The sequence below is a fragment of the Conexibacter sp. JCM 18997 genome (genome assembly GCF_055391915.1).
In genome coordinates, this window is record NZ_AP043885.1 from 1,150,755 (window position 1) to 1,163,659 (window position 12,905).

The following is a 12,905-nucleotide window of genomic DNA, read 5'->3' on the forward strand; positions in this document are numbered from 1 at the left end:
CGCCATGCGCGCGCTCCTGCCGGCCCTGCTCGTCGCCCTCGTGCTGACCTCCTGCGGGGACGAGGACAAGACCGACACGACGCCGACCACGGTCAGCCAGTCCACCGCGCTGCCGCTCGTGGTCGAGCGCAGCGGCGGCGTCGGGGGCATCCACGATCGACTGCTGGTCCGGGCCGACGGCACCGGGACGGTGAGCCACAACCAGGGCCAGGAGGTCGCGCTGACCAAGGCGCAGACCACCGCCGTCCGCAGCGCGCTGCGCGAGCTGGACTTCCGGGGGCTGGACGAGCGCTACGGGCCGCCGGAGGGGACGGTGGTGGCCGACGGCATCGACTACGTGTTCACCGCGGGCGGCGAGACGATCGTCCTGCAGGACCTGGCCGAAGACGTCCCCGAGCCGCTGGCCCAGCTGCAGGCCGCCGCCGCGGCGGAGATGAACGAGTGAGGGGTCGCCTGGTCGGACTCGTCGTCGCGCTGGGCCTGCTGGCCGGTGCGGCGCCCGCGGTGGCCGCGACGCCACGGCTGGTCGTGGAGCGCACCGGCGGCTTCGCCGGCGTGCAGGACCGGATCACGATCGGCGAGCACGGCGTCGCGGTGGTCGTCCACCGCCAGAAGGCGCCCGTGCGACTGGCCGCCCAGCGCACCCGCGCGGCGCGGACCGCGCTGCGGGAGGCGCGCTTCGACACGCTCGACGCCGAGTACGCGCCCCTCGGGGGCGTCGACGACGGCTTCCTCTACGTGCTGCGCTCCGGCGGGCACACGGTGCGCGTCGAGGACGGCGCGGACGACGTGCCCGTGCGGTTGCAGAGGCTGATCGCCGCGGTCAGCACGCTGCTGCAAGCCTGACCGTCCGTCAGGATGCGCGGTCGATGCTGCTCGACCGCCTCAGCGACGTTCCGGGCCTGGCCGAGCTGCGCGCGCACGGCGGCGGCCTGTGGCTGGTCGGCGGGGCGGTGCGCGACGCGCTGCTGGGCGCGCAGGTGCGCGACCTCGACGTCGTCGTCGAGGGCGACGCCCTCGCCGTGGCCCGCGCGCTGGGCGAGCTGGTCTCCGCGCACGAGCGCTTCGGCACCGCGGAGGTGCGGCTGACCGAGAGCGGCGCGAAGGTCAACCTGGCCGGCGCCCGCACCGAGACCTACGCGCGACCGGGTGCGCTGCCCGACGTGACGCTCGGCGCGCGCATCGAGGACGACCTGCGCCGGCGCGACTTCACGGTCAACGCCCTGGCCGTCGCGCTGGACGACGGGCGCGAGGTCGAGGTCCCCGGCGCCCGCGACGACATCGCCGCGCGCACGCTGCGCGTGCTGCACGAGCGGTCGTTCCTCGATGACCCCACCCGCATCCTGCGCATGGTCCGCTACGCCGGTCGCCTCGGGCTCACGCCGGATCCGGCCACCGCCCGGCTGGCCGCCGAGGCGGTCGGCGGCGGCGCGCTGCTGGAGGTCACGCGCGACCGGATCGCCAGCGAGCTGCGCCTGGCGCTGGCCGAGCCCGATCCGCTGCAGACGCTGGCGGCCGCGCACGCGCTGACCGCCGGCGCGACCCCGCGGGTGGACCCCGGCCTGGCCCGCGCCGCGATCGCGCTCCTTGCCGACGCGCGGGTGGACCTGGTCGCCGTGGCGTCGGGCGCGATCGGCGACGCGCGCGCGGCCCAGCGCAACATCCAGTGGTTCGACGGGTCGCGCCCGGCGCGCCGCCGCGCGGCCGAGACCGCGGGCGCCGACACGCTGGCGGGCGAGCTGCGCGCCGCCGACCGTCCGTCGGCGCTGGTCGCGGCCGCCCGCAACCGTCCGCCGGAGATGGTCGCCCTGGCCGGGGCGCTGGGAGCCCAGGACGAGGCGCGCCGCTTCCTGGACGAGCTGCGCCACGTCGCGCTGGTCATCGACGGTCGCGATCTGATCGCGGCCGGCGTCCCGGAGGGTCCCGCGATCCGGGACGCGCTGGACCGCGCGCTGACCGCCCGGCTGGACGGAACGATCGCCCCCGGACGCGAAGCGGAGCTACGAGCCGCGCTGGAGGGGTAGGCTCGCCACGCCGTGCAGCGCAACGCGATGCAGTGGGACGGGTCGCCCGGGCATTACGAGGTCTGGTACCTCACGTTCACCGACCCCGCATCCGGCGTCGGCGTGTGGATCCGCCAGACGATGGTCGCGCCGGTGGACGGGCCGGCGACGTGCTCGCTGTGGTTCCTGGCCATGGACCCGCACGCCGACTCGGTGCTGGCCCGCAAGGCGACCTATCCGATCGACCGGTTGACCGCGGTGGACGAGCCGTTCCGGCTGACCGTCGGCGACGCGCACCTGGCCGACGACGGCATGGCCGGCCGCTTCGACGACGTGGCCTGGGATCTGCACTGGGCCCCGGGGCGCCCGTACGACCACGTGCATCCCGTGCTGGCCAGGGCGAAGATCGCCAAGACGATCCTCACCTTGCCCCACGGCGACGTGCTCGTGCACGGAACGGTCCAGCTGCCCGGCGGCCGGGAGCTGCGCATCGACAGCGCCCGCGGCGGCCAGGCGCACCTGTACGGCGCCCAGCACGCGGCGCGCTGGGCCTGGGTGCACGCCGGTGACTTCGTCGATGCCGAGGGCGCGACGGCGCCGGACACGTTCCTGGACGGCGTCTCGGTCTACGTCCCGCGCTTCGGCCGGGAGGTCGGCCCGTCGACCCCGTTCGTCGGGCGGTTCCTGGGCGAGGACTTCGCCTCGACCAACCCGGTGCGCGTGTTCGCCAACGCGTCGCAGTTCGGGCTGACCGGCTGGGACTTCGAGGTGATCGGCGGCGCTCGCCGGGTGCAGGGACGGGTCGCCGTCGACCGCGATCACCTGGCCGGCGTGACCTACACCGACCCCGATGGCGAGCTGGCCTACTGCTACAACAGCGAGGTGGCCACGATCCATCTGACCGTCCTCGATCGCGTGCGCAGCCCCCGGCATGGCTGGGTGCACCGCCAGACGCTGATCGGCGAGCACACCGCGCACTTCGAGTACGCCCAACGCACGCCGATTCCCGGCCTGGACCTGCTGGTCTGATGTCGCTGTTCTCGTGGGACGGCGACCATCTGGCCGCCGCGCTCGGGCATGGCGCGCGCGCCCTGTTCACCACGCGCCGGGGCGGCGTCTCCCGGGGCCCGTTCGCCTCGCTGAACCTGGGCCGCACGCGCGTCGACCTGGAGGACGACGACCCGGCGGCCGTCGCGCAGAACCGGGCCTGGGTGGCCACCGCGGCCGGTGGGCGCCCGCTGCGCATCTCCCACCAGGTGCACGGCACGACGATCGCCACCGACGCGGTCGCGCTGCCCGACGCCGACGGGCAGGTGACCGCGCGCGCCGATCAGGCCGTGACCGTGATGGTGGCCGACTGCCTGCCGGTGGCGATCGCCTCCGAGCGGGGCGTGGCCATGCTGCACGCGGGCTGGCGCGGCCTGGCCGGCGGGATCCTCTCGCGCGGCGCCGCGGCGCTCGGCGACGGGGTGGGTGGGGATCGGGTCGCGGTGATCGGCCCGGGGATCGGTGCCTGCTGCTTCGAGGTCGGCGACGAGGTGCGCGAGGCGTTCAGCGCGTATCCCGACGCCCGCCACGGCCGCAACCTGGACCTCAAGGAGATCGCCCGGCGCGAGCTGCTGGCCGCCGGGGTGGAGGAGGTCGAGGACTGCGGGCTGTGCACGGTGTGCGAGCCCGAGCTGTTCTTCTCCCATCGCCGCGACCGGGGACACACGGGGCGCCAGGCGGGCGTCGCATGGTTGAGCTGATCCGCGACCTGGATCCCGACGTGGTGCGCGAGAACCTCGCCGCGGTGCGCGAGGAGGTCGGGCCCGGCGTGCAGGTCCTGGCCGCGACGAAGTACGTGGCCCGCGAGGAGCTCGGCGCGCTGGTCGACGCGGGGATCCAGGTCTACGGCGAGAACCGGGCCCAGGATCTGGCCGACAAGCACGCCGACCACCCCGAGCTGACCTGGGACTTCATCGGGCAGCTGCAGAGCCGCAAGGTCAAGCAGGTGCTGCCGCTCGTGCGCTGGATCCACTCGGTGGCCAGCGACTCGGCGCTGGATCAGCTCGATCGCCACGCGACGGCCGGCACCGAGGTGCTCGTCGAGGTCAACGTCGCCGGGGACGCCGGCAAGGCGGGGATCGCCCCGGCGGCGCTGCCCGCCTACCTGGAGCGGGCCGCCGCGGCCGACTGGTCGATCGTGGGCCTCATGACGATGCCGCCGCTGGCCGACGCTCCGGCCGAGAACGCGCGCTGGTTCGCCGCGCTGCGCGAGCTGGCCGCGGCCCACGACCTGCGCGAGCTGTCGATGGGCACCACGCAGGACTACGCGGTCGCCGCACGAGAAGGTGCAACGATCGTTCGCGTTGGCTCACGGCTCTACACTCGGCGCTAGCAGGGATTTCCCCTGCGTCCCCGAAAGGGGCAACCCGTATGGCCTTCCGAGACTCCTGGCATAGCGCGCTCGTCTACTTCGGCCTCGCCGAGGAGCGCGAGGGTGGCCGCGCCGAGCGCGACTACGTGGATGACGAACCGGTCGAGCGCGAGGCGGAGGGCGAGATGGAGGACCGCTACCGCGAGCGGCCCAGCGTCCGGCGCCTGCCCACCCGTCGCCGCCGCGACGAGTTCGACGACATCTTCGCCGACGACGAGCCCGCCGGCCGGCCCACGACCGTGCTGCGCCCCGTCGGCGGCTCGCGCCCCGGCAACGGTCGCTCCAACGACGTCCGCGTCCACCTGGTCGTGCCCAAGTCGTTCAACGACGCCCAGCAGGTCGCCGACAAGTTCAAGGACTCGATCCCGGTGATCCTCAACCTCCAGGGCGTCGACGTCGACCTGTCCAAGCGCCTGATCGACTTCGCCTCCGGCCTGACCTACGCGCTGGACGGCGGGATGCAGCGGATCGCCGACAAGGTCTTCATGCTCACCCCGCGCAACGTGGAGATCTCCGCCGAGGAGCGCGCGCGGTTGATCGAGAAGGGCTTCTTCAACCAGTCCTGAGGCGTGCCTCGTAGACTCGGCGCCGGATGATCGGAATCGTCGGGGCTGGAAACATGGCGGGTGCGCTCGCTCGCGGCTGGGGTGAGCCCGTGCTCGCCACCGATGGCGGGTCCGGGCGCTCACAGGCGCTGGTCGACGCGCTCGGCGGCGAGTCGCTGGGCACCGACAACGCCGAGCTGTTCCGCCGCTGCGACACGATCGTGCTGGGCCACAAGCCCTACCAGCTGACCCAGGTGGCCGAGCAGGTCGACGGCGCGGGCAAGACGGTCATCTCGGTCCTGGGCGGCACCTCGCTGGCCCAGCTGCACGCCGCCTACCCGGACTCCGAGGTGGCCAGCGCGATCCCCAACACGCCGGTGGCGATCGGCCAGGGCGTCACCTGCATCGCGGCCGGAGGCGAGTTCGCGGTGCCGCTGTTCGAGCGCGTCGGCCGCGTGTTCGTCCTGCCCGAGAGCCAGCTGGCCGTCGCGGCGTCGACGATGAGCGTGATGCCGGCCTACATCGCCCTGGTCGCCGAAGCGGCGATCGACGCCGCCGTGCGCAGCGGGCTGAAGGCCGACGTGGCCACCGACATGTTCCTGGCCACGCTGGCCGGGAGCGCCGAGCTGCTGCAGGCCCGCGGCGGCGACACCCTGGCCGTGCGTCGCGAGGTCACCTCGCCCGGCGGCTCGACCGCGCGCGGCCTGGCCGCGCTGGAGCGCCACGGCGTGCGCACCGCCTTCGACGAGGCCGCGCGGGCGGTGCTCGGGCCATGACCGCCGTGCTCGCCGCGATCGACCGCCATGACGTGGCCGACTACGTCGCGGCGCTGTTCAACGTCTACACGCTGCTGCTGTTCGCGTACATCATCCTGTCGATGGTCTACGCGTTCTTCCGCGTGCCCTACTGGCGCTGGCTGACGATCATCTTCGAGTTCCTGCGCGACATCTGCGAGCCGCTGCTGGCGCCGATCCGCAAGATCCTGCCCAGCTTCGGCCCGTTCGACTTCAGCCCGATCGTCGCGCTCATCCTGCTGCGGATCGTCGCGGTCATCGTCGTCGGCCTGATCGACGGGTGAGCAAACGCGCCGCATGGACGCGGGCTCTGCTCGTCGTCGCCGGTGTGCTGGTCGTCGACCAGGTCTCCAAGGCGCTCGTCCGCTCGTCGATCACCCCGGGCGAGCGCGTCGAGATCTTCTCGTTCCTGGACCTGGTCAACACGCGCAACGACGGGATCGCGTTCGGCGCGCTGGGCGGCTCCTGGCTGGTGCAGGTGCTGGTCTTCGTCGCGCTGGCCGGGATCCTCGTGGTCTTCGCCCGCAACGCCACGCGGCCGTGGGCCTGGCTGCCCACCGGCCTGCTGCTCGGCGGCGCGCTGGGCAACGTGATCGACCGTGTCGCCGAGGGCTCGGTCACCGACTTCATCAAGTTCCCGCACTGGCCCCAGTTCAACGTCGCCGACATCGCGGTCACCCTGGGCGTGATCTCGCTGATCTTCGTGCTCGATGAGAAGAACGATTCGTGACGAGGAAGCGGGCCAGCGACTCGACCACGTGCTGGCCGAGCCGCTCGGCTCGCGCTCGCGCGCCCAGCGTCTGATCGACGCGGGCCTGGTCACCGTCGACGGCGCCGCGCGGCCCAAGCGCCACGTGGTCGCGGCCGGCGAGGTGATCGAGGTCCAGGAAGAGGCCGCGCGCGACGCGCCGGACATCGACGCGGGCGTCCCGGCGATCCCGTTCGAGCTGGCCTACGAGGACGACACGCTGCTGGTCGTCGACAAGCCCGCGGGCCTCGTGGTCCACCCGGCCGCCGGGCACTGGAGCGGCACGCTGTCGCAGGCGCTGGCCGCGCGGGGCATCGCGGTCGACCGCGGCGGCATCGTCCATCGCCTCGATCGCGACACCAGCGGGCTGCTGCTGGCGGCCAAGTCCGAGCCCGTCCTGCGCGCGCTGCAGGAGGAGCTGCGCGAGCGCCGCGTCGAGCGTGAGTACCTGGCGCTGGTCGACGGCCGCCCCCCGGCGCGCACCGGCACGATCGACGCGCCGATCGGCCGCGACCGCCGCGACCGCACGCGCCATTCGACCGACACCGACGCGCCGCGCGAGGCGGTCACCCACTTCGAGATCGTCGAGCAGCTGCCCGCCGCGACGCTGCTGCGCGTGCGGCTGGAGACGGGGCGCACGCACCAGATCCGCGTGCACCTGCAGGCCATCGGCCACCCGGTCGTCGGCGACCCGCTGTACGGCACGGCCGGGACGTTCGGCCTCGAGCGCCAGTTCCTGCACGCCGCCCGGCTGGCCTTCGACCATCCCCAGGACGGCCGGCGCGTGGAGGTCAGCTCCCCGCTGCCGGCGGACCTGCAGGACGCGCTCAGCCGCGCCGGCGCGTGACGTACACGTCGGTCAGGTAGGGCACGGCGAACGAGCCCTGGGGCACCACGGCGGCCAGGCGGGCCAGCAGCGTCGCGCGGTCGTGGGCGTCCATCGCGGCGACGTAGGAGATCGAGGCCGCCTCGGCCACCACGCCGTCGTGGTCGGTGCGGTGCAGGTGCGACAGCTCGTGCAGCACCAACCCGTCGAAGGCCGGATGCGCGTCGAGGATCGGCCGGCCCGCCTCGTCGTCCCCGAACGCGGGGTGGTTGCCGCGGTGCACGCGGACGATCTCCCACGTCTTCTCCATCCAGGCCGGCCGGCCCTGCGGATCCGGGCGCTGCCAGACCAGCGCGACGTGACCGCCGGGGCGCACGACGCGCGCCAGCTCGTCGGCCGCGGCCGCGTGATCGAACCAGTGCCAGGCCTCGCCGACGGTGGCCACGTCGACCGAGGCGTCGGCCAGCGGGAGCTGCTCGGCGACGCCGTCGAGCACCGTGGCGCCGCGGATGCGCTCGCGCAGGCGCGGGAGCGGCTCGATCGCGGTGACGTCGGCCCCGGAGGCCACGAGGATGCGCGTCAGCTTGCCGGTGCCGGCACCGACGTCGGCGACCGCCAGGCCCGGTCCGAGCTCCAGCAGCGTGACGATCTCCTGGGGGTAGCCCGGGCGGCCGCGCTCGTAGGCGTCGGCGACATCCGCGAAGGCGGCCGTCTTCGGATGCATGGGGCTACACTAAGGGCAATCAGGCCGCTCTGTGGCCGAATCCCCTGCCCGCGTGCCTGAACGTGAGCAGTGGCCGCAGAGGGCAAGTCGAACACATAGAAGGAGTAGCTCCATGGCCGAGACTGTCGGCATTCGCGAGCTGCTGGAGGCCGGCGTCCACTTCGGCCACCAGACGCGTCGCTGGAACCCCAAGATGCGTCGTTTCATCCACGGTGAGAACGACGGCATCTACATCATCGACCTGCTCAAGACCGAGCAGCTGCTGAGCAACGCTCAGGAGTTCGCCGGCCGGGTCGGTGCCCGCGGCGGCACCGTGCTGTTCGTCGGCACGAAGAAGCAGGCCCGCGACTCCATCAAGGAGACCGCCGAGGCGGCGGGCATGCCGTACGTCAACCAGCGTTGGCTGGGCGGTCTGCTCACGAACTTCCAGACGATCTCGCTGCGCATCAAGCGCCTGCACGACCTCGAGCGCTACGAGCGCGAGGGTCAGCTGGCGCTGCTGCCGACGCGCGAGCGCCTGTCGGCGGTCGCCGACCTGGCCAAGCTGCGCGCGAACCTGGGCGGCGTCAAGCACATGCAGCGCCCGCCGGACGCGATGTTCGTGGTCGACCTCAACAACGAGGCGATCGCGGTCAAGGAGGCCCAGCGCCTGCGCATCCCGATCATCGGCCTGGTCGACACCAACTGCGACCCGGACGGCATCGAGTACGTCATCCCGGGCAACGACGACGGCATCAAGTCGTGCGGGCTCATCACCCGCGCGATCGGTGAGGTCGCCGGCTCGGCGCACGCGATCTTCCGCGCCGAGGAGGAGAAGGCCCGCAAGGAGGCCGAGGAGAAGGCCCGCAAGGAGGCCGAGGAGCGCGCCGCGCGCGAGGCCGAGGAGCGCGCCAAGCGCGAGGCCGAGCAGGCCGCGCTGCGTCAGGCCGAGCTGGCCGCCCGCGAGGCGGCCGCGCAGGCTGCCGCCGAGCAGCAGGCCCACCCCAACGCCGTGCCCGCCGAGTCGACGCCCGCCCCGGCGGCCGCTGAGGCCGCGCCCGCGGCCGAGCACCGCCAGCAGCCCGACCCGGTCGTGACCCAGGAGGCCGACCGCGAGAAGGCCCAGACCGCTCGCAAGGCCGGTGGCCCGCGCAAGGCGCGCGACCCCAAGCCGGCTCCGGTCGCCGAGGCCGGCGAGCCCATCACCAACGAGGACGTCCAGGAGGCCGCCGCGGCCGCCGAGGCGAAGGAGGAGGCGGCGTCCGCCGCTTCCGCAGCCGCCGTCGAGGAGCCGACCAACGGCAACGGCAACGGCGGCCCCGTCGCCGAGGCCCCGGCCGACGCGCCCGCTGAGACGCCCGCCGAGACCACCGAGGAAGCCAGCAAGTGACCGACATCACCATCAGCGCAAAGGACGTCAAGGCCCTGCGCGACCGCACCGGCGCGGGGATGATGGATTGCAAGAAGGCGCTCACCGAATCCGGTGGCGACGTCGACAAGGCGATCGAGATCCTGCGCGTCAAGCAGGGCAAGCGCATCGAGGACCGCGGTGAGCGTCTCGCCACCGAGGGCACGATCCAGACCTACATCCACTCCAACGGCAAGGTGGGCGTGCTCATCGAGGTCGACACGGAGACGGACTTCGTCGCCCGCAACGACGACCTGATCGCGTTCGCCAAGGACATCGCGCTGCACATCGCCGCCGCGGCGCCCGAATGGGTGACCGAGGACGAGGTCGACGAGGAGCGCAAGGCCTCCGAGCTGCGCATCTTCGAGCAGGAGGCGGCCGACAAGCCCGAGAACGTGCGGGCCAAGATCGCCGAGGGCAAGCTGCGCAAGTGGTACGAGACCGTCGTGCTGCTCAACCAGCCCCACGTCAACGGGGACAAGTACGACGGCAAGACCGTCGGCCAGATCCTCGACGAGGTCCGCGCCAAGACCGGCGAGAACGTCCAGATCCGGCGCTTCGCGCGCTTCGCCGTCGGCGCGTAAGTGAGCGAGGAAGCACCCGCTTTTCGCCGGATTCTGCTGAAGCTGTCGGGGGAGGCCTTGATGGGCTCCCTCGACTACGGCACCGACCCTGCGCGTCTGCGTGACGTCGCGCAGCAGGTCGCGCGCATCCACGCGCGCGGGGTCGAGCTGGCGATCGTCGTCGGCGCCGGCAACATCTATCGCGGGATGAAGGGAGCGGCGGCGGGCATGGATCGCGCGACCGCCGACTACATGGGCATGCTGGCCACCGTGCTGAACGCGCTGGCGTTGCAGGACGCGCTGGAGAAGGAGGGCGTCCACACGCGGGTGCAATCGGCGATCGTCATCCAGGAGGTGGCCGAGCCGTACATCCGGCGCCGCGCCATGCGCCACCTGGAGAAGCACCGCGTGGTGATCTTCGCCGCGGGCACCGGCAATCCGTTCTTCACGACGGACACCGCCGCCGCGCTGCGGGCGATCGAGATGCACGCCGAGGCGATCCTGATGGCCAAGAACGGGGTGGAGGGCGTCTACACGGCCGACCCGAACACCGATCCCAGCGCGGAGTTCATCCCGGAGATCACGCACATGGACGCGGTCAGCCGCGGCCTGCGCGTGATGGACGCCACGGCGCTGACGCTGTGCGCCGAGAACAAGCTGCCCATCTACGTGTTCAACATGGACGACGAGCGCAATATCGACCGGATAGTGTCCGGCGAGCGCGTGGGGACTCTGGTGAAGACATGAGTGAGCTGATCGACGAACTTCTGGCCGACGCGGCCGACCGCATGTCCAAGTCGGTCGAGGGGACCAAGCACGATTTCACCTCGGTGCGCACGGGGCGGGCGAACCCGACGCTGCTGGACCGCATCACGGTCGAGTACTACGGGTCGCAGACCCCGCTCAAGCAGCTGGCCACGGTCAGCGCTCCGGAGCCGCGGCTGATCACGGTCACGCCGTACGACAAGACCTCGATCAAGGCGATCGAGAAGTCGATCAACGAGTCGGACATCGGCCTGAACCCGTCCAACGACGGCAACGTCGTGCGCCTGGTGCTGCCCGAGCTGACCGAGGATCGCCGCAAGGACCTGGTCAAGGTCGTGCGCGGCATCGCCGAGGAGGGGCGGATCAAGATCCGCAACGTGCGCCGCGACGTGATGCAGGACCTGCGCGAGCTCAAGGACGGGGGCGACGTCGGTTCCGACGAGGAGCACCGGGCCGAGGCCGAGCTGCAGAAGCTGACCGACGGCCGCATCGCCGAGCTCGACGACGTGCTGAAGGCCAAGGAAGCGGACATCCTCGAGGTCTGAGGGTCCGGCCCTCGTGATGTCAGAGCCGCCTGCCCGGGCGCGCTACGTCGCCATCATCACCGACGGAAACGGTCGCTGGGCCCAGGCCCGCGACCAGCCCGTCCTGGCCGGCCATCAGGCCGGCGCCGACGTCGTCAAGGCGCGCCTGCGCGACGCCGTCGAGCTGGGCGTGCGCGAGCTGACCGTCTACTCGTTCTCCACGGAGAACTGGTCGCGCTCCGAGGAGGAGGTGACCGGGCTGATGGCCATGTTCGCCCAGCGCCTGGACGTGGAGACGCCCGAGCTGCACGCCGAGGGGGTGCGCATGCGCTTCGTCGGGCGCCGCGAGCGCATCTCGCCGGCGCTGATCGAGCGCATGGACGCGGCCGAGGCGCTGACCGCCGACAACGACCGCATCACCCTGTTCATCGCCTTCAACTACGGCGGACGGGCGGAGATCGTCGACGCGGCGGCGCGCTTCGAGGGAGGGACCGAGGAGGACTTCGCGAAGCTGCTGTACGCCCCGGAGATGCACGACCCCGACCTGGTGATCCGCACCAGCGGGGAGGTGCGCCTGAGCAACTTCCTCATGTGGCAGTCCGCCTATTCCGAACTCGTCTTCCGCGACGAGCTGTGGCCCGACTTCGATCGGGCCGCCTTTGAGGCCTCGTTGGAGGAGTTCGCGGCGCGCAAGCGGCGCTTCGGCGGCCGCTGATGCCGATCCCTCGCCGCCCCCCGCCGTCCCGACGCCGCGCCGCGTCCGCCCGGCGGCGCAACACCGGCGGTGAGCTCGGCGCGCGGGTGCTGGTCGCGATCCCGGCGATCGCCTTCGCCATCTTCATCGTCTACCGGGGCGGCTGGATCTTCGCGATCGCGCTGATCGTGCTGGGCATCGCCTGCTTGGGCGAGCTGTTCACGATGCTCCGCCACGGGCATCCGGTCCGCCTGGCCGGGTTCCTGGGGCTGGCGGGGATGCTGGTCGCCGCGCAGCTGGGCGGCCCGCAGTCGGTGCTGATGGCGCTGGCCGCGTCGGTCCCGGTGATCTTCCTGCTGGGCACGTCGCAGCCGAAGATGGGCGCGCCCGGCCTCAGCGTGACCGTGCTCGGCCTGGTGTGGATCGGCGTCCCGCTGGCCCATGCGGTGATGCTGCGCGACCTGCCCCACGGCGACGCGATCGTCATCGACGTGCTCGTCGGCACCTTCGTCGGTGACACCGGCGCCTACCTGGGCGGCCGGGCCATCGGTCGCCGCCCGCTGGCCCCGCGCATCTCGCCCAACAAGACCGTCGAAGGGTGGGCCATCGGCGTCATCGCCGCCGTGGCCGGCGTGTGGTTCGCCGGCCTGTACCAGGACTGGCTGACCGGCCCGCAGGCGCTGCTGCTCGGCCTCGCCGTCGCGCTCGTCGCCCCGCTGGGCGACCTGTTCGAGTCCTACGTCAAGCGCGACGCGGGCGTGAAGGACTCGGGCACCCTGTTCGGCGCCCACGGTGGCGCGCTGGACCGGTTGGACGCGGTGCTGTTCGCGGCCGTCGCGGGCTACTACGTGTGGAACGCGATGCTCGCGTGAGCGTGGCGCGGGGCAAACGGCATCATCGAGGTCGTTCGCCC

18 protein-coding genes are annotated in these 12,905 nt (G+C 72.5%); 17 read left to right on the forward strand and 1 reads right to left on the reverse strand.

Annotated elements, in window-relative coordinates; genetic code table 11:
• Positions 1 to 4: 4 nt before the first annotated feature.
• From ACZ5UI_RS05970 to ACZ5UI_RS06020, 11 genes are all read left to right on the forward strand, one after another.
• Positions 5 to 445: a hypothetical protein gene (locus tag ACZ5UI_RS05970; protein ID WP_464195223.1), complete on the forward strand. Its 441-nt coding sequence runs from the start codon at positions 5 to 7 to the stop codon at positions 443 to 445.
• The gene (locus tag ACZ5UI_RS05975; protein WP_464195225.1) at positions 442 to 846 is read left to right on the forward strand and encodes a hypothetical protein; all 405 of its coding nucleotides are present in this window, start codon (positions 442 to 444) and stop codon (positions 844 to 846) included. Before ACZ5UI_RS05970 ends, ACZ5UI_RS05975 begins: the two co-directional genes overlap by 4 nt.
• 23 nt (positions 847 to 869) lie before the next feature.
• Complete coding sequence (locus ACZ5UI_RS05980) at positions 870 to 2,024, forward strand: tRNA nucleotidyltransferase/poly(A) polymerase family protein (RefSeq protein WP_464195227.1); 1,155 nt, start codon at positions 870 to 872, stop codon at positions 2,022 to 2,024.
• A gap of 12 nt (positions 2,025 to 2,036) precedes the next feature.
• Positions 2,037 to 3,032 carry a hypothetical protein gene (locus tag ACZ5UI_RS05985; RefSeq protein ID WP_464195229.1) on the forward strand — a complete coding sequence of 332 codons (996 nt, stop codon included), beginning with the start codon at positions 2,037 to 2,039 and terminating at the stop codon, positions 3,030 to 3,032.
• Positions 3,032 to 3,751 (forward strand): purine nucleoside phosphorylase YfiH/LACC1 family protein, encoded by a 720-nt coding sequence (locus tag ACZ5UI_RS05990; protein ID WP_464195231.1) that lies wholly within the window; start codon positions 3,032 to 3,034, stop codon positions 3,749 to 3,751. Before ACZ5UI_RS05985 ends, ACZ5UI_RS05990 begins: the two co-directional genes overlap by 1 nt.
• Positions 3,739 to 4,383 (forward strand): YggS family pyridoxal phosphate enzyme, encoded by a 645-nt coding sequence (locus ACZ5UI_RS05995; protein ID WP_464195233.1) that lies wholly within the window; start codon positions 3,739 to 3,741, stop codon positions 4,381 to 4,383. The genes ACZ5UI_RS05990 and ACZ5UI_RS05995 overlap by 13 nt, the downstream gene beginning before the upstream one ends.
• A gap of 38 nt (positions 4,384 to 4,421) precedes the next feature.
• Positions 4,422 to 4,988: a cell division protein SepF gene (locus ACZ5UI_RS06000; RefSeq protein ID WP_464195235.1), complete on the forward strand. Its 567-nt coding sequence runs from the start codon at positions 4,422 to 4,424 to the stop codon at positions 4,986 to 4,988.
• Positions 4,989 to 5,077: 89 nt separating this feature from the next.
• Complete coding sequence (locus ACZ5UI_RS06005; RefSeq protein WP_464195237.1) at positions 5,078 to 5,743, forward strand: pyrroline-5-carboxylate reductase family protein; 666 nt, start codon at positions 5,078 to 5,080, stop codon at positions 5,741 to 5,743.
• A complete protein-coding gene (locus tag ACZ5UI_RS06010) occupies positions 5,740 to 6,045 on the forward strand; it encodes a YggT family protein (protein ID WP_464195239.1) in 306 nt (101 codons plus the stop codon). The genes ACZ5UI_RS06005 and ACZ5UI_RS06010 overlap by 4 nt, the downstream gene beginning before the upstream one ends.
• On the forward strand, positions 6,042 to 6,491 hold the full coding sequence (lspA, locus tag ACZ5UI_RS06015; RefSeq protein ID WP_464195241.1) for a signal peptidase II: 450 nt from the start codon (positions 6,042 to 6,044) through the stop codon (positions 6,489 to 6,491). Before ACZ5UI_RS06010 ends, lspA begins: the two co-directional genes overlap by 4 nt.
• A complete protein-coding gene (locus ACZ5UI_RS06020; protein ID WP_464195243.1) occupies positions 6,472 to 7,356 on the forward strand; it encodes an RluA family pseudouridine synthase in 885 nt (294 codons plus the stop codon). The genes lspA and ACZ5UI_RS06020 overlap by 20 nt, the downstream gene beginning before the upstream one ends.
• Here the strand turns inward: ACZ5UI_RS06020 and ACZ5UI_RS06025 are convergent.
• Entirely contained in the window at positions 7,337 to 8,059 is a 723-nt protein-coding gene (locus tag ACZ5UI_RS06025) for a class I SAM-dependent methyltransferase (protein WP_464195245.1), read from the reverse strand. The genes ACZ5UI_RS06020 and ACZ5UI_RS06025 overlap by 20 nt on opposite strands.
• Positions 8,060 to 8,171: 112 nt before the next feature.
• On the opposite strand from ACZ5UI_RS06025, the gene rpsB reads away from it, so the two are divergent.
• From rpsB to ACZ5UI_RS06055, 6 genes are read left to right on the forward strand one after another with little or no spacing between them, the layout of a single operon-like run.
• Positions 8,172 to 9,428, forward strand: coding sequence for a 30S ribosomal protein S2 (gene rpsB / locus ACZ5UI_RS06030; protein ID WP_464195247.1), 1,257 nt, complete (start codon positions 8,172 to 8,174; stop codon positions 9,426 to 9,428).
• Positions 9,425 to 10,030, forward strand: coding sequence for an elongation factor Ts (gene tsf, locus ACZ5UI_RS06035; RefSeq protein WP_464195249.1), 606 nt, complete (start codon positions 9,425 to 9,427; stop codon positions 10,028 to 10,030). The genes rpsB and tsf overlap by 4 nt, the downstream gene beginning before the upstream one ends.
• A 60-nt stretch (positions 10,031 to 10,090) precedes the next feature.
• Complete coding sequence (pyrH, locus tag ACZ5UI_RS06040; RefSeq protein WP_464195251.1) at positions 10,091 to 10,756, forward strand: UMP kinase; 666 nt, start codon at positions 10,091 to 10,093, stop codon at positions 10,754 to 10,756.
• A 5-nt stretch (positions 10,757 to 10,761) separates the two neighbouring features.
• Positions 10,762 to 11,319 (forward strand): ribosome recycling factor, encoded by a 558-nt coding sequence (gene frr, locus ACZ5UI_RS06045; RefSeq protein WP_464197766.1) that lies wholly within the window; start codon positions 10,762 to 10,764, stop codon positions 11,317 to 11,319.
• Between the two features lie 16 nt (positions 11,320 to 11,335).
• Entirely contained in the window at positions 11,336 to 12,013 is a 678-nt protein-coding gene (gene uppS / locus ACZ5UI_RS06050) for a polyprenyl diphosphate synthase (RefSeq protein ID WP_464195253.1), read from the forward strand.
• Positions 12,013 to 12,864: a phosphatidate cytidylyltransferase gene (locus tag ACZ5UI_RS06055; RefSeq protein ID WP_464195255.1), complete on the forward strand. Its 852-nt coding sequence runs from the start codon at positions 12,013 to 12,015 to the stop codon at positions 12,862 to 12,864. The genes uppS and ACZ5UI_RS06055 overlap by 1 nt, the downstream gene beginning before the upstream one ends.
• Positions 12,865 to 12,905: the final 41 nt, after the last annotated feature.